The 20,251-nt window shown below is 42.4% G+C and carries 18 protein-coding genes; 9 read left to right on the top strand and 9 right to left on the bottom strand.

Features of this window, described 5'->3' with window-relative positions:
• Positions 1-191: 191 nt before the first annotated feature.
• Together B5Y40_RS06345 and B5Y40_RS06340 are read left to right on the top strand one after the other, a co-directional pair.
• On the top strand, positions 192-2,180 hold the full coding sequence (locus tag B5Y40_RS06345) for a sensor histidine kinase (protein WP_079685837.1): 1,989 nt from the start codon (positions 192-194) through the stop codon (positions 2,178-2,180).
• Positions 2,164-2,760, top strand: a complete 597-nt coding sequence (locus B5Y40_RS06340) for a phosphatase PAP2 family protein (RefSeq protein WP_079685836.1) — start codon at positions 2,164-2,166, stop codon at positions 2,758-2,760. Before B5Y40_RS06345 ends, B5Y40_RS06340 begins: the two co-directional genes overlap by 17 nt.
• A gap of 11 nt (positions 2,761-2,771) precedes the next feature.
• Here B5Y40_RS06340 and B5Y40_RS06335 read toward each other — a convergent pair whose 3' ends face one another.
• The gene (locus tag B5Y40_RS06335) at positions 2,772-3,365 is read right to left on the bottom strand and encodes a riboflavin synthase (protein ID WP_079685835.1); all 594 of its coding nucleotides are present in this window, start codon (positions 3,363-3,365) and stop codon (positions 2,772-2,774) included.
• A gap of 89 nt (positions 3,366-3,454) precedes the next feature.
• Between B5Y40_RS06335 and B5Y40_RS06330 the strand changes: the two genes are divergently transcribed.
• The 5 genes from B5Y40_RS06330 to B5Y40_RS06310 are packed head-to-tail and all read left to right on the top strand — an operon-like array spanning position 3,455 to position 6,120.
• Positions 3,455-4,027, top strand: a complete 573-nt coding sequence (locus B5Y40_RS06330) for a hypothetical protein (RefSeq protein WP_079685834.1) — start codon at positions 3,455-3,457, stop codon at positions 4,025-4,027.
• Positions 4,027-4,311 carry a winged helix-turn-helix domain-containing protein gene (locus tag B5Y40_RS06325; protein WP_079685833.1) on the top strand — a complete coding sequence of 95 codons (285 nt, stop codon included), beginning with the start codon at positions 4,027-4,029 and terminating at the stop codon, positions 4,309-4,311. The genes B5Y40_RS06330 and B5Y40_RS06325 overlap by 1 nt, the downstream gene beginning before the upstream one ends.
• Positions 4,312-4,322: 11 nt before the next feature.
• Entirely contained in the window at positions 4,323-4,871 is a 549-nt protein-coding gene (locus B5Y40_RS06320; RefSeq protein ID WP_079685832.1) for a DUF1579 family protein, read from the top strand.
• A 43-nt stretch (positions 4,872-4,914) separates the two neighbouring features.
• Positions 4,915-5,112 carry a hypothetical protein gene (locus B5Y40_RS06315; protein ID WP_079685831.1) on the top strand — a complete coding sequence of 66 codons (198 nt, stop codon included), beginning with the start codon at positions 4,915-4,917 and terminating at the stop codon, positions 5,110-5,112.
• Between the two features lie 48 nt (positions 5,113-5,160).
• Complete coding sequence (locus B5Y40_RS06310; protein ID WP_079685830.1) at positions 5,161-6,120, top strand: DUF72 domain-containing protein; 960 nt, start codon at positions 5,161-5,163, stop codon at positions 6,118-6,120.
• 64 nt (positions 6,121-6,184) lie between these two features.
• Here the strand turns inward: B5Y40_RS06310 and B5Y40_RS06305 are convergent, their stop codons facing one another.
• The 8 genes from B5Y40_RS06305 to B5Y40_RS06270 all read right to left on the bottom strand — a co-directional run bounded on the left by B5Y40_RS06305 (position 6,185) and on the right by B5Y40_RS06270 (position 17,887).
• Positions 6,185-6,631 (bottom strand): hypothetical protein, encoded by a 447-nt coding sequence (locus B5Y40_RS06305; RefSeq protein ID WP_079685829.1) that lies wholly within the window; start codon positions 6,629-6,631, stop codon positions 6,185-6,187.
• Positions 6,632-6,887: 256 nt separating this feature from the next.
• Positions 6,888-7,748 (bottom strand): M48 family metallopeptidase, encoded by an 861-nt coding sequence (locus B5Y40_RS06300; RefSeq protein WP_079685828.1) that lies wholly within the window; start codon positions 7,746-7,748, stop codon positions 6,888-6,890.
• Between the two features lie 2 nt (positions 7,749-7,750).
• A complete protein-coding gene (locus tag B5Y40_RS06295; protein ID WP_079685827.1) occupies positions 7,751-8,182 on the bottom strand; it encodes a magnetosome magnetite crystal formation protein family in 432 nt (143 codons plus the stop codon).
• A 6-nt stretch (positions 8,183-8,188) separates the two neighbouring features.
• The gene (locus tag B5Y40_RS06290) at positions 8,189-8,608 is read right to left on the bottom strand and encodes a DUF2752 domain-containing protein (protein WP_079685826.1); all 420 of its coding nucleotides are present in this window, start codon (positions 8,606-8,608) and stop codon (positions 8,189-8,191) included.
• An 18-nt stretch (positions 8,609-8,626) separates the two neighbouring features.
• Positions 8,627-8,965: a TM2 domain-containing protein gene (locus tag B5Y40_RS06285; RefSeq protein ID WP_079685825.1), complete on the bottom strand. Its 339-nt coding sequence runs from the start codon at positions 8,963-8,965 to the stop codon at positions 8,627-8,629.
• A 130-nt stretch (positions 8,966-9,095) separates the two neighbouring features.
• Positions 9,096-12,641, bottom strand: a complete 3,546-nt coding sequence (locus B5Y40_RS06280) for a VCBS repeat-containing protein (protein ID WP_079685824.1) — start codon at positions 12,639-12,641, stop codon at positions 9,096-9,098.
• A gap of 69 nt (positions 12,642-12,710) precedes the next feature.
• Positions 12,711-14,597 carry a RagB/SusD family nutrient uptake outer membrane protein gene (locus B5Y40_RS06275; RefSeq protein ID WP_079685823.1) on the bottom strand — a complete coding sequence of 629 codons (1,887 nt, stop codon included), beginning with the start codon at positions 14,595-14,597 and terminating at the stop codon, positions 12,711-12,713.
• Between the two features lie 20 nt (positions 14,598-14,617).
• A complete protein-coding gene (locus tag B5Y40_RS06270) occupies positions 14,618-17,887 on the bottom strand; it encodes a SusC/RagA family TonB-linked outer membrane protein (protein WP_079685822.1) in 3,270 nt (1,089 codons plus the stop codon).
• Between the two features lie 475 nt (positions 17,888-18,362).
• Between B5Y40_RS06270 and cysS the strand changes: the two genes are divergently transcribed.
• Complete coding sequence (gene cysS, locus B5Y40_RS06265; protein ID WP_079685821.1) at positions 18,363-19,868, top strand: cysteine--tRNA ligase; 1,506 nt, start codon at positions 18,363-18,365, stop codon at positions 19,866-19,868.
• 70 nt (positions 19,869-19,938) lie between these two features.
• Positions 19,939-20,208 (top strand): membrane protein insertion efficiency factor YidD, encoded by a 270-nt coding sequence (yidD, locus tag B5Y40_RS06260; protein ID WP_079685820.1) that lies wholly within the window; start codon positions 19,939-19,941, stop codon positions 20,206-20,208.
• The last annotated feature ends 43 nt before the right edge of the window (positions 20,209-20,251 follow it).

Genomic DNA, 20,251 nt, shown 5'->3' with positions numbered 1-20,251 from the left:
CTATTATTTATACCCCAAGGTACACTTAACCGCGTTTTATTAAAAGGAAATTTTAACACAACAGATGATTGGTATGTCTCAAATGATTAGTAACACGGCTAGCCTTTGTCAGCATTGTGTTTTACCCGAATTGTTGTTACCGTTTATTGTTTAAATTTGGAACAAAGCCCTTAATCGCTTGGTTTTTTTGGATGAAATTTATCTACTCGATTATCTTTTCCGGCCAGCACTTTACAAAGACGTTAACTGAAAGACGCGGAGTCGCTATCTCCAATGCTATTGGAATGAGTTTGCTTTTTTTAAGCCTTGTTCTCTTCGTCTTTTATTATATATGGTATGGATGGAGTATCGTAACAATCGCCATCCCTTTTGTTGGTCTGCTCGCATTTGGCACCGTGCTTTTAAACAGAGCAGGGCATATCTATAGCAGCCGCATCTGGACGTGCTTGATTATACCCGTTATCATTACAGCACTCTCTATATACTCCAAAACAATTTACTATAGCACCCCCGAAGAACTTGATTATTTTACATTCCGTTTTATAATTCTTGGAAGTTGTTCTTTCCCCTGGGTGTTGTTCTCTATATATGAAAGAAAATCTCTTCTATTCTGTTCACTGGCAGGTGTATTAATTCTGATCGGGTATGATCCTCTTCACGAATTATTCGGTGTAGGTTACTCGCAGGATACACTCAAGGCATCTACATATTATTTTGCCAATGTTGTGATTTTCATATCGTATTGCTTACTGGTAAGTGCACTTGCATTTCTGAAATGGATGTCGGAGCGGAACGAAATTAAAAACATAGAACTGATCGCTGAACTTAATAATACCAATGAAGTGCTCACGGAAAAGAATGCCGAAATCGAAGCACAGTCTTCGGAGTTGCAGGCACAAAGTGAAGCCCTCGAGGTGAACCAGAAGCAATTGATGAATGCATACCGGATGATCGAGGAACATAAGAACAGGTTGCTCACTCAAAACGAATCGCTTACATCCGAGTTACTGGAGAAGAATAAAGACCTGACGCAAACCAACACGGAGCTGATCAAACATAACAATGAGCTCAGGCAGTTTTCCTATACTGTATCGCATAACTTACGCGGACCTGTTGCCAGTTTACTGGGCTTGATTCACTTGCTGGAGCCTACACTTGTTAAACCTGAAGACTCGGAAATCCTTGATCACATACGCACTTCTTCTGAACGACTTGATGTGATCATCAAGGATCTCACCAAGATCATCGACATCCGTCATGATATTTTTAAGATCCGCCAGAAGATCGATGTAGAAGAAGAGATCGATGAGACCTTTAGCATCATCCAAAAAGAAGTAAAGCAATCCGGCATTTCTATCATCAAAAATATAGAAACAGAATATATATATTCCGTGAAGCCGATGATGCATAGTGTTCTGTATAATCTGATCAACAATGCGATCAAGTATAGATCAGCAGAGCGAAGTCCTGTCATTGAAATTTCTTCCCGCGAAAATAATCAATACTATATTCTACAGGTGCAGGACAATGGGTTGGGGATCGACCTGAAAAGGAATAAAGAGAATTTATTTAAACTATATAAACGTTTTCACTTTCATACAGAAGGAAAGGGGCTGGGACTATATTTAGTAAAGCTCCAGGTAGAGGCGCTGGGCGGCTATATTACGGTTGACAGTGAAATTAACCGGTATACAACTTTTACAGTATATCTTAAAAAGCCGGAAGACATTCAACGTCAGGTATTGTTCAAGGAACGTCACGCTGAAATTTTCTTCGATGCACATCTTAATTCCACGGGTATTATCTGGAACGGGCCTATAACCAGTGACCTGTACCGAAGTGCTTTTTCGAAAACACTCGATTTTGTAAAGATATATAACACACCCAACTTTATTACGGACCTTTCGCGTCAGGGACACATTGACAAAGAAGATCAGCTGTGGATGTTTCATGAAATTATACCGGAGGCGGCACGCAATGGACTAATCCGGATTGCTGCCATTCGCCCGGATGCTGCAGATGACCATATTCATGACTACCTTCGCAGCATGAATGAATCGATCCTCAAGCTTGGCATTGAACAACGGTTCTTTTTATCAATGAAAGAGGCGGCTGGGTGGATTGAATCTGAAAACGAAAAAATAGCTCTGAAATTAAAATCGAATGGAAACGCTGATTGAGCTCGATAAAAAATTAATGATATTCCTGAACGGTTTCCATACACCGTGGCTCGATCCTGTTATACTTTTTGCAACCCAAACGTTAACCTGGCTTCCCCTCTATGCCTTCCTGGTATATCTTATTATTAAAGAGTATAGAAGAGAAGTATGGATGGCGTTGATCGCGATTGCCATTACAATTGTGTTGGCTGACCAGATTACCAGTGGCCTGATGAAGCCTTACTTCGAACGGTTTCGCCCTTCGCATGAACCTAGTTTAGAGGGCTTGCTCCATTTCGTAACAGGACCTGACGGGAAAGTATATAAAGGTGGCCTCTATGGTTTTGCATCCAGTCATGCTGCGAATACATTTGGCGCAGCAGCTTTTTTCTTTTTCCTCTTGCGTAAAACCAGAAAATGGATTGGTGTATTGTTTGTCTGGGCGCTATTTGTGGCGTATACCAGAATATATCTTGGAGTACATTATCCGGGCGACATCCTGGTTGGCGGACTAATCGGGGTTGGATGCGGCTGGATCGGTTATCGGGTCTATAAATTACTGCATCATTGGTTTGGAAAGAAGCAACTTGAATCAGCCTGATATACCCGCAATTATATACCGGGTATATTCAGCAACCGCTTCACATACTTTCCGATAATATCAAATTCAAGGTTAACAACATCGCCAGGCTTTAATTTGTGAAAGCCTGTATTCTCGTAGGTATAAGGAATGATCGCGATCGTGAAACTATTCGCAGTTGAATTAAAACACGTCAGGCTTACTCCGTTGATCGCGACTGATCCTTTCTCAACCGTAACATTACCAGTAGAAGCATCATACTCAAAATCAAAAAGCCAGCTTCCTCCTACTTCTTTTATAGCCTTCACGATTCCAGTCTGGTCTACATGTCCTTGAACAATGTGGCCATCGAAGCGGCCGTTGTTCAACATGCAACGCTCAATGTTTACTTTACTTCCTTGCTTCAAATTTCCAAGATTCGATTTTTGTAAAGTCTCCTGCACCGCTACCACCCAATGTGCACCATCTTCAATCTTCACCACCGTGAGACAAACTCCATCGTGTGATACGCTTTGATCAACTCTCAATTCGCTGCTCAGAGCACTTTTAACTTTAAAATGACGGTTCGTACCCTCATTCTGAATGGCCGTTACTTCGGCTACGGTTTCAATGATCCCTGTAAACATGCTCCAAAAATAGCTAAAAAGCCGATATTCTAAATATTTTGGTTTATAACATAAACCAGTTTACATTTATCATCGTATAACCACCCTATATGAAAGAACCCGAGAATCTCAGCGCTCAACAAAGTCTGTCCATCATTACCAGCATGATCGATCAGGCCAAAGGAAATGTTCAACGTAACAGCTTCTATTTTCTTTTGTGGGGATGGGTAGTAGCGCTAGCCAACCTGGGCATGTTTGTGCTTTCCATGCTTGATTATCAACGTCCCTATATTGTTTGGGTCATCACGATACCTGCCTGGATCTATACTATATATAGGAGCATTAAACAGAACGCAGACAAATCTGCTTCGTCACATTTTGACCGGATCAGTGCTTCACTTTGGATGTGCTATGCTATCTGTATTTTTACAGTGGTAGCTTTTGGCTATAAAATCAATTTTCAGATCGGACCGATCATATTGATCATGAGTGCCGTACCAACCTTTGTGTCGGGTATAATTCTCCGGTTCAAACCTTTAATGATTGGTGGAATTCTGTTCTGGGTATTTGGAATCATCAGCTTCCTGGTGCCGAATGAAATGCAATCGCTTGCTGGTGCTGTGGCTATACTCTGCGGCTACCTGGTGCCAGGCTATATATTGAAGAACAAGCACGAAGATTAATGTTCAACGATCTCGATCCTCTGTTACACTCACAATTACGACTGGCGGTCATGTCTTTATTGATCAGTGTGGAGTCTGCTGAGTTTACCTTTTTGAAAGAGAAAACAAAAAGTACAGCGGGCAATCTAAGTGTACAACTTGATAAACTTTCAGAAGCCGGATATATACAAATCGTAAAATCATTCCGCGGCAAGAAGCCTCTTACTACTTGCAGCATCACAAAGAAAGGTATTAAGGCTTTCGAAGACTATGTTAATAACCTGAAACAATACATCAACAAATAAACACCCCCTATATGAAAAACCTTCTGATTTTAATTCTCTCCATTTTACTTCATGCAATTACTACCGGAACACTTTTCGCACAAGAGACAGGCGACAAGGAGAAGATGAAAGTATTTGCTGCCTGGGTTGGCCGCTGGCAAGGTGAAAGCTTCATGCGCATGGGGCCCGGTGAACCGCGCAAAGCAACCATGGATGAACGCATCGAATCAAAACTTGATGGAATGATATTGTTGGTTGAAGGAATTGGTAAGACATTTGATCCTGCCACCAAGCAAGACTTCGTTGTTCATCATGCGCTGGCTATACTTTCGTATGATAAAAGTACTGACCAGTATAAATTTAAATCATATCTGAAAGATGGCCGTAGTACAGATGCCTGGGTAAAGGTTACGGGAGAGAATACATTTCAATGGGGATTTGATATACCGGGGCGTGGAAAGATGCGGTATGCAATCGCGCTTGATCCTGTAAAGAAGACCTGGGACGAAACCGGTGAGTTCTCGCAAGACGGAACCACATGGAATAACTTTTTCAACATGCATCTTACTAAAACTGAGTAATCCAAATATACTATATCATATACGTATATAAATCACCAATACTATGAATGCAGCAACGGAACGAAAAATCATCCGGTGGTTTCACATTCTGGCAAGTATACCGATCATCGGTTTTGTATACGGCCCGGTATCGACTATAGCTGAAGCTGCTGCAATGGTTCGCTGGGTAATCCTTCCATTGGTTATACTCTCCGGTTTCTGGATGTGGAAGGGGCACGTTGTAAAAAAATGGTTGCGATAGCTCCTTCCAAACCTTTGGATAAAGTTTTCCGATACGGTATCTTTCACAATGGAATTCGGACGCATAACTTCAGAAGAGCTTGAGAAAGTTGATTTCAAACTTCCTCCTGATCGCCAGGAAACAACGCAGTTGTTAAAATCAAATGCTTCGAAGAAGAAGCCTGAAATTTTTGTTGGCTGTGCCAAGTGGGGACGCAAGGATTGGGTTGGAAAGATCTATCCGAAGGGAACCAAGGAAGCCGACTTCCTGAAGCACTATGCAAGTCATTTTAATTGCATCGAGTTGAATGCTACGTTTTACCGTATGCCTACCGTTGCACAGACACAAGGCTGGGCTGGTAAAGTGACAGAGAATTTTAAATTCTGTCCGAAGTTTACAGACCAGATCACACACATGAAACGGCTGAAAGATGTGAAGGAATTAACAGACCGTTTCCTGGAAGGTATATCTGGATTCAAAGATAATCTCGGTCCTATATTTTTGATGCCGCATCCGGGCATGGCTCCAAAAACACAAGATACCATCGAGGCGTTTATACAATCTTTACCAAAAGATATAGAGCTCTTTGTTGAGTTCAGACATGCTGAATGGTTTTCAAATGAAACTGCTTTTCAAGCTGCATTCAATATGCTGGAAAAGAATAAAGCCGGTGCCATTATTACGGATGCTTCCGGCCGCAGAGATTGTGTACACATGCGGCTCACAACACCTACTGCCTTCATACGTTTTGTCGGCAATGGCTTACATCCCAGTGACTATACGCGCATAGATGATTGGGTACAGCGTATTAAAAGCTGGATGGAGCAAGGCATTGAACAGGTATATTTCTTCATGCACCAGCACGAAGAGCTGCATTCACCCGAACTAAGTAAATACCTGATTCAGCAATTGAACAACCACTGCGGTTTATCTATACCCGAGCCGAAGTTCGTAGAGCAGGAAATGGAATTATTTGGAACAGCTGCAGAGCCTCCGAAAAAAAGAGCGCCTCGTAAAAAAGCTTCGTAAGGTTATCAGGATTAGAATAGTTTCTTTTGCAGACTATATAGTTAGCCTTTCAAATAACAACGTTCTAATTATTTACGACATCCCTAAGCCAGGCTAGCGCAAGCTGATCATCTTTGAAATACCTTTGAGTTAAACCATTATCTGCTTCTTCCATCATCTCCCGTATAGCTTCAACACTGGTTTGTGCCCACTCATTCTCGGGTATCACAACAGCAATATACCTGGCGTCAAGCCGACTGAGCCTCGGCGTCCAATCCTCCATCAGCCATTTTATATCTATCTCTAATAAAGGCTCTGCTTTCCCGGTATCCGTGAGAAGTCCAATTTTATTTTGGTGTAAAGGCATTTTTTCTTCCAGCAATTCCAGCAATTTATTATGACGACTTTTAACTTCTTCGCTCAGTGAAAAGCCTCGGATCACGCAACGCAAACAAGGAACATCCGGCATATACTCTATAAATCCCCAACTTGCTTCGTGAAGTATTTCGGTCGTAGTGTTTGATATACTCATAATTAACTTTTCACGCAAAGCTATGTCATAAACATCGCCCTGAAATCCCAACGAATACCGGTTCGCTCTTCAGTAGTTATACTTAGTTATGAAATATAGCAATTAGGAACATACTGGAATCGCATGACGAAGGCTTTACTATAGATGCACATACGCTAACAGCTAATCATAAGATCAGATTACCTACAGCGCATGTTTACCTCGACTTTTTTTCTGCGGATGATAATTCAGAGCTTGTCAGAAAAAAAGCCCGCAATTATTCTTCAACAGCTATAGTATCAGCATCTTGGGTTATTGTTATCAACGTTTCTTCAGCATCCTCTCCTGCACTTAAGAATTTTTGTACATCCTTCCAGGGTAATTGAATGATGGGCTTGCTGCTATAGGTGTATTCTTTCTTCTGTTTAATGATTTCGGCAGCGCGCTCTTTTGTATCCGGGTGTGTGCTAACCCATGCAAGCTCCTCCGGTATATCATCTTTTCTCGCCAGGCGAAAAAAGAAATTACTCAAGTGCTGCGGATCAATGTCTGCTTTTGCCAGACTTTCAACAGCGAAGGCATCCGCTTCACGTTCATGTTTACGATCAAAGGCCGTAGAGGACAACACCCTGGCTGTCTCACGCGATATATCATTCCCTGCATCACCGGCAGCTATAGAGAAAAGCATTTCAATACCGATCTCTTTCACCAGCTTTTTCATGACGTGATTCTTTTCCATGTGGCCGATCTCATGCGCCATTACACCCGCTACTTCTTCTGCATTATTAGCATAATCCAGCAAGCCGGTATATATCACCATGTGATGATCGGGTAATGCAAATGCATTGATATCACTACTGCGAACCAGATGTATCTTTATCTTATCGCAGTCCAATTTCTCGGCACGGCATATACGAACCTTGATGGAATCAAGTACTGCTTTTACTTTCTCATTATCGATCTCATCATGCGTAGCGGTAATCGTCTCCAGAATGATTTCACTGAGTTTACGCTCGCTCTCTTTTGCGAATCGCTGCACATCGCCATCACCTATATATTCGATTCTGCTCAGCAAAAACCAAACTCCGAAAAATGATATCGCAATAATTGCGAACTGTGTTAAGATCTTGCCAGCCATAATCAGGATTTACAAATTTGATCGGTTAACGGACCGAAGAACCAAAAGTATACATGTTTACCTTTGCGCGTATTGACAGCGGCATAGATCGTCATGCAAAACTCCGCGATATTAAAAATCACGATCGTGATGATATAGGCTATATAGGTATTGGAAATTGTATTATCACCAAAGATAATAGAGAGCGTCCAATAGAAGCCGGCACTGTTCATAAAGAGTATCAAGAGCTGTGAAAGCAACGCCTGCATACAATGCCAGCGGACAAAGAATGTTCCCTTGCGATTACTCAACCAGAAAAAACCGGTAGCCAGCAGGTTGACAATGGGCAACGGCAGTCCTGCAATGACGGCTATGAGCGACATGAGGTAACTGTTCGATGCCTTTTCACTTTCGTAGTCATCGGGGTGGTACGCGAACGAAACAACTTCAGCCATATATATTTATAAGTCTTTCATGATATTCCATCCCCAGTTGATAACAATCAGCAGGATCAATGGAATGTAAATTCTTTTTTGAGTACGGATCTTTTCTTCCGCCCATTGAAATGTTATACCCAGACTTTGCTGGTTCAACACGAGGTCACGCAGCAGCATCGGTGGAATTACAATCAGTAGTATAGCGGCAATTATACCCAGCGGATTTATTAAAATCGCTTGCCAGACATTGCCTTGAAGAAGGTAAAGTACTGACCGGGTAACTCCGCAGGAAGGACAAGGCAATCCTGTGATGTTCTTGAACATGCACAAGGTTACAGCCTCCTGGTGGCGATCATGCATTAGTAGATGATAGCCCAGCCATATATACCCGGCCAGTGAAAGAAGGAATAGGGTCCAATATATTTTCCGGTTCTTCGGATCCATATCGGAATTTATAGCGTCTTACCCTACAAGTTGAAAGAATTTCTGCGCGTTGATTTCGCGTGTACGGCCCATAATGATGAACCAGTCAACGATCGTCCAGATACCTAAACCACCGCAGGTCAACAATTTAGCAACCGCCAAACCTGTATCACCAAGCATGAAACGATCAATAGCAAAGCCACCACCAACGATCGATACAATCAGAATGGTTGTAGGATCTTTCAGGTTAATAGCGTGTAATTGAGCGAACCGTGATTCATCCAACGCCAGGAGTCTTTCGCGGATCATCGGGATTTGATGACCTTCGAAAAATTTCCCATTGGTCATAAGGTACATGTCAACTTTTTGTGCATCCATAAAATAGGTAGATTAAGATTTTGCTGAAAGATATTTATAAGCACAGTAAATTCCATGAACATGAGAGAAATGTTATGACTTTCAGCAAAATCGTACCTTAAAATGGGGCCATACCCAGAAAAAGTTTCTCTCAAACACCTGATATCGATACTGTCCTGGCCTTTCCTTGTGAATCGTACACAATAATCGACTTCACGCCTTTCGGAATGCTAACCTTGCGTGTAGACTGCGACAGGTAACCAGCTCCGTAATAAAACTCCACTTTCTGCTTGTGTCCATCGCTATATACAAACTCCGCATAGGCATCACGTTGTTCAGGTCTGAATTCCTGAAAAGCAGCCGGGCGGGCGGGCGAAAATACCTTCAAGCTATCTTTGTTTTGAGAGGCAATAAACAATTGCCCTTTTGTTCCTGATAAACGAGCCAGCGCTTTGGCATCACCGGGCACATAGAAACCACTCGTTGCTGAGGACATCACACTAAAGTCACCTTTACCATCGCCTAACAATACCAGCCCAGTAAAAGCATCGTAGCGACCAGCAAAGACTTCATTGCCATAATCATTACCGATCATGAGCACATCGAGGTTGCCATCGTCATTGATGTCGTAGGACACTAAACCCTTAACCGGAGCAACCTGCACTGGCATAGGCAACGCATGGAGCGCAAACTTGCCGTTGCCTTGGTTTTCTATATAGCTTGACTTCATGTTATTCGCTTCGAGCACTAAAGCATCTTTCAAATCCTCTTGTGGCAGAAGTTGTTCCATGGTTGCCTTACTATATTGTTTATAGCGTGAATACTTATTTCTGAATTTAGGGCTTTGAGAATTAAGTTCATCCCAGAAATGCACGGGGTATAAATGCATTTCGGCCACGTCCATAGACTGGCGCATATAGCAGGCCATCACAGGATCTACGCTTCCATTACCATCAAAGTCTTTCGCGAAAACTTTTAACGGAGATTTTTCCGATACCTGGTAATTATTGTTCAGTCCGAGATTTCCGGCTATATAGTCTACATCACCATCCTGATCGAAATCGCCAGCGGTTATACTATTCCACCACCCTATATTATTTTCAATTCCGGATGCCTCCACTTTAGTAAATTTATTGCCATCGTTTTTAAAAACCATGATTGGCATAAATTCACCGACTGCGATCAAATCAGTTTTTCCATCGTTATTGAAATCAGTCCATATAGCATCGGTGATCATGCCCGCGTTGTGTAGTGCCGGAGCTACATCTGACGTTACATCGAGAAATTTACCATTCTCATTTTTCAAAATATAGCTTCTGGCAGGCAAAGGATAATTACGGGCTACCACTCTCCCACCTACAAACAGGTCCAGATCACCATCACCATCGTAGTCTGATGCGCGCACACATGATCCGCTTGATTTTGTATCGGGCAACGCTTCTATAGCATTGCTGAAGTTCGCTTTACCGTCATTTATATAGAGCCTGTCCTGGTAATCATCATCGGTTGCACCTTCAATACTTCCGCTTACTATATATAGATCGAGGTCTTTATCACCGTCTGCATCAAAGAGCAGCAATGCCTCATCTTCCTCCGGTTTTAATTTTGCTTTTTGTGTGATTGATTTTTGTTCGAATGCCCCGGAAGCGCTTTGCAGAAATATAGTAGGCATTGAATTAACGGAACCTCCCACGACAAAATCTTCGCGACCATCCTGATTGACATCGCCTACGGCAATACCGGGACCATCCTGCGAAAACTTATGCGGCAATGTGCGTTGAAGATTGAAATCAATTTTATCCTCCTCTGTATGCTTAAAGTATATATTGAGTCCCGCAGAAGTCTCCTGCAACACATTTGGTTGAGATGCAGCAGGAGCTATCAACTGGCCATCTTTGCTTTCTTTATAATCTATGGTAATTAACTGATTAGCTTTTATGCTTTTCACAACGGATACCCTACCGTCCGGCCACTGCACTGCAACTGAATCGGCTTGTGCACCAGTACCTAAACCAAAATGAATTATACCCTCCACGGAAGATAAGAATCCGCGGTATATAGAGTTCTCCTGGTACTGGATTTTACCTTGTTGATAAAGCGTCACTTTTGCACCGAGGGCCTGCACGTTGTGTGCGGGTCCGACCAAACGAATACGCAGGTAATTATTCTTTACAGAATCCTTTTTAGCATCGTCAGTATACAGAGTATTCTCGTATACAAATGCATCTGCATTTATATTATTAATCACATAATCGAGATCTCCATCATTATCAAAATCAACAAAAGCAGCACCGTTGGAAAATGAAGGTGTGGTGAGTCCCCACTGCGTTGTGACATTGCTAAAGGTAAGATCACCGTTGTTGCGAAAGGCATAGTTGGGAATTTTTATAACGGGTATCGAATCATTCAAATGTCCGATGCTTGCAAAGTTTCCGACATCTGCGCGGTAGTTAGCAAAGTCCTTATCCGTTATATCTTTCGGAAATCCGTTGGTGATCAATATATCTTTCAAGCCGTCATTGTCAATGTCTGCCATGAGTGGCGACCAACTCCATTCTGTTTGGTGTACACCTGATAACTGCCCGATCTCACTGAATTTTATACCCTGCGCTAAACCATTATTAAGGTGAAGCATGTTCCGCACATACTGATATTCATATTTATACTGTTCTGTATTAATATAGGTTTGATAACTTTTATTGCTGATGGTTGTCTTCTTACGGTCATTGGTTTCCGGAAGCATATCCAGGGTAATGATGTCGGGCCATGCATCGTTGTTAAAGTCAGCAGCATCGTTCCCCATAGAGAACTGGCTTTGATGCCCTATATATTCCGCTGTCTTATTTTGGAATGTCCCGTTCTTTTGATTGATATACAGAATATCATTGGAGATATAGTCATTGGACACATATATATCCGGCCAGCCGTCTTTATTAAAATCAGAAATAGCTAAACCAAGTCCGAATCCCTCGAATGTTATACCTGCTTCGTTCGTAACATTGGTAAATGTTTCATCTCCGTTGTTTCGATATAGCCTGTCGTTATTGGGCGAACTGCCATCCGTTATTTTCGGGCGATAATTTGTTGGAAAGTTATTGAGTCGTTGATTGATTAAAACATACAGATCAAGATCACCATCGCGATCATAATCAAAAAAAGCAGCGGCAGTGCTATACCCTGAATCCGCCAGCCTATATTTCTCTGCCTGATCTTCAAAGGTGGGCACACCTTCCTTGTTAAGACCTTTATTGATCAGCAACATGTTTTTGCGATCGGCTGAATCGGCTTTCATCGTAGCCGTAACGTATAAGTCCATCCAACCATCGTTATTAATATCCACTACGGTAACACCAGAACACCAACGTCCGTTGCCTGATATACTTGCCGCGTCAGATATATCTTTAAACTTGAGATCCCCCAGGTTTATATAGAGTTTGTTGGAGACAAGGTTACCTGCAAAGAATACATCTTGTAACCCATCATTGTTAAAATCTGCTACACCAACACCCCCACCGTTGTAAATATACTCGTATGACAAAATGTTAAAGGAGTCGTTATCCTGAATCACGTTATTAAATGTGATTCCCGTCTCACCAGAGGGCAACAGCCGAAACAACGTTTTACTTTCTTTCTTACAACTGCTGATGAGCAGTGCTATAAAAATAATCGGGTAAATCAGGAAGGGCGTTTTTTTCATATTACTAAATAAAAAAAGCAAGGCCAATAAACATATTGACCTTGCTTCTATAATACAAACTATTTTCTATTAATAACCTTTGTTCTGTTTCAGAACGTCTGACCCTTGCAAGTCAATCTGACGTTGTGGTATAGGTAAGAACTGATCGGTTGCTGAAAAAGCAGCACCACCCAAGTTATTAGTAAGTTTACCGCCATCATAATCGAGGTAATCATTAAGCTCGTCTACAGCGATGCCCCAACGAATAAGATCGTAGAAGCGTTGGCCTTCAAGCGCCAGCTCAAGTTTACGTTCGAAGCGTACAGCAGCACGAGCTTCTGCAAGACTCAGCGCGCCATAGGTACCAATGTTATAGCTGGCAGCATCTTCATCCAAATCCATTATAGGCTTCTTATAGTCGGTCTTGCCATCTGTTGTTCCAAAGCCTGTTACACGTCCTTTAACACGTGTAGAAGTTTGCGCACGGTCACGAACCATATTGATATAGTCCACCGCGAGGGCAAGATCTCCGCCACCTTCAATTTCTGCTTCCGCAGCCATCAAGAGTACATCTGAGAATCTGATGATCATAAAATTGATAGAGTGATATCCAGGTGTCCAAGAGCTGCCATCCTGATATTTACCTTTATCAGATTTCCGATATGAGTATTTCTTCTGTGTAAACGGACCAGCGTATGATTGATCACGAATCCAGTCGAAGCCAGGATGCGGCATCCAATCCAGAAACTGTACATATCTGCGACCGATGGTAAGATCAAGACGTGGATCTACATCTTTCGTATAGTCAGCAGTAAACTCTTCATCACTTTTTATACCCTGATCATCGGCTAATTCATTGGAAGGATCTCTATAGCTGTTATCCAGTAAAGGCAAGCCACTGTCATCGGTTCTATATGAATTCACAAGATCGAAACTTGGCGCAAAAAATCCGCAGCACTCACCTGGTCCATTCGGGCCTGTGTTGTATGGATAGTTCATCGCTAAATCCTGGTTGGTGTTGTTGATATCACCGGTTCCTGCAGCTGCCTGAAAAGCAAATACAGATTCAGAGTGATTTTCTTTTTCACCTTTGAATACATCTTCAAAGTTCGGCAGCAATGCATACTTCAATCCATTGGTAGTGGTACCGTTGGTTATAACATCTGCAAACACCGTTCTTGCCTGAGTATATTTCGCAGGGTTTGTAACGATCACACCATCATTGTCCGGCCAGCTTGCCTCATATAAAAGGATCTTGCCTAAATATGCACCGGCAGCCCATTTGTTGGCACGACCTACTTCGCTTTGTGTTGCAGGAAGATTGTCGTACGCAAATTGCATGTCAGCTTCGATCTTCGGCCATATATCAACATTGTTTGGAATGTTACTCTTATCAATGATCTCCTGATCGGATTCACTGGCAGGACGGCTTGTTGTTTCATCTACCCAAGGCACATTGTTGAAGTTCTTTTTCAACTCGAAATAATAATGTCCTCTCAGGAATCTTGCTTCTGCTATGATTCTAGTCCTAACGTCTTCTGCTATATCCTCAAGAAGAACGTTATCCGGATCATCTCTCAACATGTATAGCACGTTGTTAGCACGGTTCACACCTTCAAAGCTACCTAGCCATTTGCCGTTCACTTCTCCGTTTACAGCATCCACTTCAAAGCGCTGCACGGGGTTCATGGCGTTAAAGTCACCAGCGTTGGTTCCTTTATTTGCATCACCACCACGAATACTTCCCCACATCCAGTTGGAAGCACCGGAGTGCCAGCCGTTGCCACGTCCGTTCAAAACGGAATACGCACCAATCAGCAAACCTTCCACGCCCTTCTGGTTCGTTATCTGTCCTTCCTGGAGTTCGCCCGTTACCGGCACCTCCAGAAAACTTTCTTTACAGGCGATGGGTCCCAGCACGATCGCTGCCATCAACACCAGTATAGCTGTTTTTTTATTGCTATATTTTAATTTCATATCTGTATCTCTTTTGATAATTATAGTCCCAGGTTAACACCGATATTGAAACCTCTTGTTACAGGAGGATTACCGAAGTCTAGCCCCAGCGTTGTATCTGCTTGTCCGCCTACACCTGGATCAAGACCTGAGTAATTCGAGATCGTGAACAAGTTGGTTGCCTGCAGATATATTCTGGCGCGTGTAACACCATAACGACTTAACATGTCAGAAGGTAAATTATAAGCGAGCTGCAAGTTAGTTAAACGTGCATAGTTACCTTTCTCGATGTAATAAGAGTTTGATTGTGTATTGGTACTGAAGTTCGAAACATTTTCAAAAATCGGAACGGTATTTCCGCCTCTCTCAAATGTCCAGGAATCTTTTACATTAGTCCCGATCGCAGCCCCGGTAAAGGAAGGGTAGAAATCAGTAAACCACTTGGAGAAGTTATAGTTCTCGAAGCCAAGGAATAACCCAAGGAATGTTTCAAGTTCAAAGTTGTGATACTTCAATTTGATGTTGATACCACCTGAGAAATCAGGAACAGGATCACCTAAATATGTTCTATCATCAGCATTGATCTTTCCATCACCCTGACCGGTCAGATTACCTTCAGCATCGCGGCCATTAATATCCGCATACTTGAAGCGGCCGGGAGCAGCGCCTTCCTGTGTAGGAGAGCCTGAAACATCGGCAGCATCCTGAAACAGTCCGACAACTTTATATCCAAAGTATGAAGATATAGCCTGACCTACCTGGTTGCGTATAACGTTACCGTTGCGGGTATTTCCACCATCAAAGTATTCAACACCTGGTACAAGCGATACGATTTCGTTTTTCAGGAATGATCCGGTTGCTTTTACTTCATAGTTGACACCAGAAGAACCTACGTCACCACGGGTAGTAATTTCAATATCCACCCCTGCGTTACGCATTTTTGCAATATTGATAGAAGGATCTGTCGCCAAAGGACCAACCAAGGCAGCAGTCTCAGAACCGTATAGCAGATCGCGTGTATTTTTTCTCCACACATCAAATGCTATATCTACTTTACCATCCAGTAAAGAAGCATCGAAACCTATATTGGTTGTAGTTGAAGTCTCCCACTTGGCGTTCGGGTTACCAATACGTGAACGATATAGTCCTGGCTGTACACCTGAGTTTGATCCTGTGATATCATATGCTGCAAGACCTAAGCTTGCATTCCATAAGCTATATTGGTTGTTTGGATCAACGTTGTTAGAGTTACCCATTTGTCCCCAACCACCACGGATCTTCAAATCAGAAATAAAGTTTACACCTTTCAGGAATTCTTCTTCAGACACTCTCCATGCAGCAGATACTGCAGGGAAAACACCGAATCTGTTTCTGGAAGCAAAGCGCGATGCGCCGTCACGTCTGATCACACCGGTAAGCATATACTTCTCATTGTAGTTATACTTCAATTGACCAAACGTTGAATAGAAGTTAACACCTTTGCTATACGTACTTCCGGTTACACGACCACCGGGCTGTGTATTGGTTACAGATATATAGTTTATATCGAAAAGGAAAGGATTCAAACCTGAACCATTTACGTTTCTTCCTGTACCCGTATTGAGGGCTTCAACACCTACCAGGGCGTCTATACTATGCGCACCAAATTTGTTTTTGTATTGCGCTGTATTTGTAAACGTCCATGTAGCAAAAGAACCAGCTCCTTCAGAATATGTGAATGAAGAGTTGTTTTCCGAATTCTCGTATGATGGAGGATTGTAGCTATTGAAGTAATTGTTACTGAATCCACCGCCAAAACTTGTACGCCATGTCAGGTGTTTCAGCAGATCGAGTTCCAGGTATATATTACCGAAACCAAGAATGCTGTAAGATCCATTGTCAGAAGCTCTGTCGCGTGCAGCCACAGGGTTGCGTGGGTTGTTGAAACCTTTTGCAATCGTTCCGGCATATCCACCGAAGGCATCATAAACAGGAATGATAGAAGGCATACGGAATGCAGACAATACATCGCTCTCTTCATTGGCAGCACCACGACCACCGCTACCGCCTATAATTCCTTTTCTGGAAAGATAGGTGAACTGAACGTTTTGTCCGATTCTTAAATTCTTAAGAACGTTGTGTTCAGAGTTGATACGGAAAGTATAGCGTTTGAAATTCTGGTGTGTCAAAATACCATCCTGATCATATAAACCAAGACTTACATAAAAAGCACTTCTGTCACCACCACCTGAGAAGCTCAGGTTATGACGATTAAGTCTTGCGGGGCGAGTGATCTCATCCCACCAGTTAGTACCTGCCTTGTTCGAAGGGATTACCAGATATACCGGTCCTTTAGAAGCATCGTTGTTATACTTAACTCTTTCAGCAGCGAGATCAAGCGTTCCGGTAACACCAGATGCATCACCAACTTTTAAATAGTCAGGCAATACAGGTGTAGTTCCGTTTCCATACTGATCACTTTTAAACTCAGGTGTCTGACCTAATTGCGTTGCTGTGTTACGAATTGCTTGCCAGGTCCAGTCTGCTGTTTCCTGAGGATTCAAAATGTTATCCACTTTGCCTGGAACAGTTACACCTAATACGCCATCGTAATTTATTTTCAGCTTGCCATCAGACTTCTTTCCTCTTTTGGTGGTATATACAATTACACCGTTAGCAGCACGTGCTCCATATATAGAAGCAGAAGCTGCATCTTTCAACACTGTAGTTGATTCGATATCATCGGGAGAAAGGAAATCACTGGCGCCTACTGGCAAACCATCGATGATGATAAGAGGATCGTTACCACCGAACGCACCGAAACCACGAATACGAACAACACTGGTTGTACCAGGCTGACCGTTGGTGATTACCGTAACACCGGGTACACGTCCCTGAAGTTGCTGCTCAACGTTACCAGAAGGAACAGCCACAAGTTCTGCAGGTCTGATCGTAGATACAGCACCTGTTACTTCGCGTCTGTTTTCAGTTGTATATCCAGTAACAACAATCTCCTGGAATGTTGTAACGTCTGGCTCCAACTGAACATCAACAACTGATTTTGCACCAACAGCAACTTCGGATGTAGAATAGCCAACAAAAGTCACAACTAATATGGCACCGTCATTTGGCACCGCTATTTTAAATTTACCGTCAACATCAGTTGCCGTTCCGAGAGAAGATCCCTTCACCAGAACGTTCACACCGGGCATCCCGGTACCTGATTCATCAGTGATTGTGCCGGTCACAACTCGCTCTTGTGCCAGCGCCACTGAAGCAAGCATCAGCATCATTGCCAATGACAAACTCAAGCTCCTGTAGAGTTTTTTCATAGATAGATTTTGGGTTAATTGATTTGGTTAAAACTGCATGCGCAAAACAAAATTCCGAATTGCGCATTATTCGAAAGTAAAAATTTTGATTCTTCGATTAACAAAAAGCACATAAAATACTTTCGTAAACGTTTCCACAATCGATTACGGATTCGATAGTGGAAGCGTTTGTGTACCCGGTTTCAGGAAAAAGATTGTTTTGCATTGTTGATTTTTAAGTTGATTGAGAAGAAAAAGAGACGAAACGTTGAATAAACGCTATGTAAACGTTTGCTAAGCTCCTAAATATTAAAAGATAAAGCAAGAAACCAAGAGAAAAGGTTTTGCGTGTGCACGGTAACACGAAGCTTTGTAAATATCATCATTTCATAAAATGTGTACCTGAGCGGCGTTGAATTTGTTAAAAAACACATAACGCATTCGCTAAAAGCGTTCGTTATCTTTTAAATAAGTATTTTGGCCGACTTTTTAAATTATGTCGCTTTACGAAAAATATCCGGTTCATCTGTCCAATTCTTTGGGAGGTAAAAAAGAATTATTTCAACCTGTTAACGCGGGCCATGTAGGCATGTATGTCTGCGGGCCTACAGTATATAATGATGTACATCTTGGCAACGTACGCACCTTTCTCACCTTTGATATAGTAACGCGTTACTTTCGCCACCTGGGATATAAAGTGCGTTACGTTCGAAACATCACAGATGTAGGACACCTGGAGAACGATGCCGATGAAGGAGAAGACAAGATCTCAAAGAAGGCACGCATTGAACAACTGGAACCGATGGAAGTAGTGAAGCACTATACCGAAGGATTCCACGAGGTGATGCGGCAATTCAATATACTGCCTCCAAGCATCGAACCCTCAGCAACAGGACACCTTGTAGAGCAAATTGAAATCACAAAGAAGCTGATTGAAAAAGGATTGGCGTATGAAGTCAATGGCTCGGTATATTTTGATGTTCTGAAATATCATGCGGATCATAACTATGGTATACTCTCCGGCCGCGTGATTGAAGATCTTATGGAAAGCGGACGCAAGCTCGACAGCCAGGATGAGAAGCGTAATAAAATCGATTTTGCACTTTGGAAAAAAGCATCGCCGTATCACATCATGCGCTGGCCTTCACCCTGGAGCGTTGGCTTTCCGGGATGGCATATTGAATGTACGGTAATGAGCACAAAATATCTTGGAGAGACCTTTGATATACATGGAGGTGGAATGGATTTGAAGTTCCCGCATCATGAATGCGAGATAGCACAAGCTGTGGGCGCGACAGGCAAACAGCCTGTTAACTACTGGATTCACTCGAACATGCTTACGGTAAACGGACAGAAAATGAGTAAGTCTCTTGGCAACTCGTTTCTACCGCGTCAGCTTTTTACAGGTGACCATCCCCTGCTTGAAAAAGGATTTGGCCCTATGCCGGTACGGTTCTTTATGCTGCAGTCGCACTACTCAAGCACACTTGATTTTTCAAATGAAGCGTTGAATGCTGCTGAAAAAGGATTTAAAAAATTATCCAATGCACTGGGTATATTAAAAAAACTCGTGCACCCGGGTGGTGGAACAGATGCGACAGAATTACGCGAAGATCTTCTCAGGATGATTGACGCTTGCTATCTAAACATGAGCGATGATTTCAATACGGCCAAAACACTCGCAGCTTTATTTGAAATGTCAGCACGTATCAACGATTTTAAATCGGGTAATATAGCGCTGAGTACTATTAGTGAAGAAACGTTTAATATTTTCAAAAGTACATATATAGGTATCATGGAAGATGTTCTTGGCCTTCGTGAAGAGGAAGAACATAATCATGAATTACTGGGTGGTGTCATTCACGTATTGATTGACTTGCGCAAAAAAGCAAGGCAGGATAAGAACTTCGCACTGTCGGATAAAATTCGTGACGATCTGAAAAACCTTGGTGTACAGTTAAAAGATGGTAAAGACGGAGAGATCAGTTTTACCATCGAATAAAATATAGGCCCTCATCCCGGAATCTTTCTTCACTAAAAATGATTCTGAGATGAGGGCCTATACATAATTCATGCTTCGTAAAATTTTCATATTACCCATCCGCTTTTATCAGCTCGCTATTTCTCCACTGCTGGGATCTAACTGCAGGCACACACCTTCATGCTCACAATACACCGTTGAAGCTATTCAGGAATGGGGTGTGGTGAAAGGAATCTGGCTCGGAACAAAACGAATAGCACGGTGCCATCCGTGGGGAACACATGGATATGATCCCGTGCCTAAAAACACACAGGCGCACAACACCGATCATCATCATAAATCGCCAAGTCAACACAAATAAGAAGTAGCATTTCACGAGGAAAGATTTACTTTTAGTTAAATCT

The sequence above is a fragment of the Ohtaekwangia koreensis genome, assembly GCF_900167975.1.
Lineage (GTDB): Bacteria > Bacteroidota > Bacteroidia > Cytophagales > Cyclobacteriaceae > Ohtaekwangia > Ohtaekwangia koreensis.
This window is presented reverse-complemented; position numbering and strand designations above follow the sequence as displayed.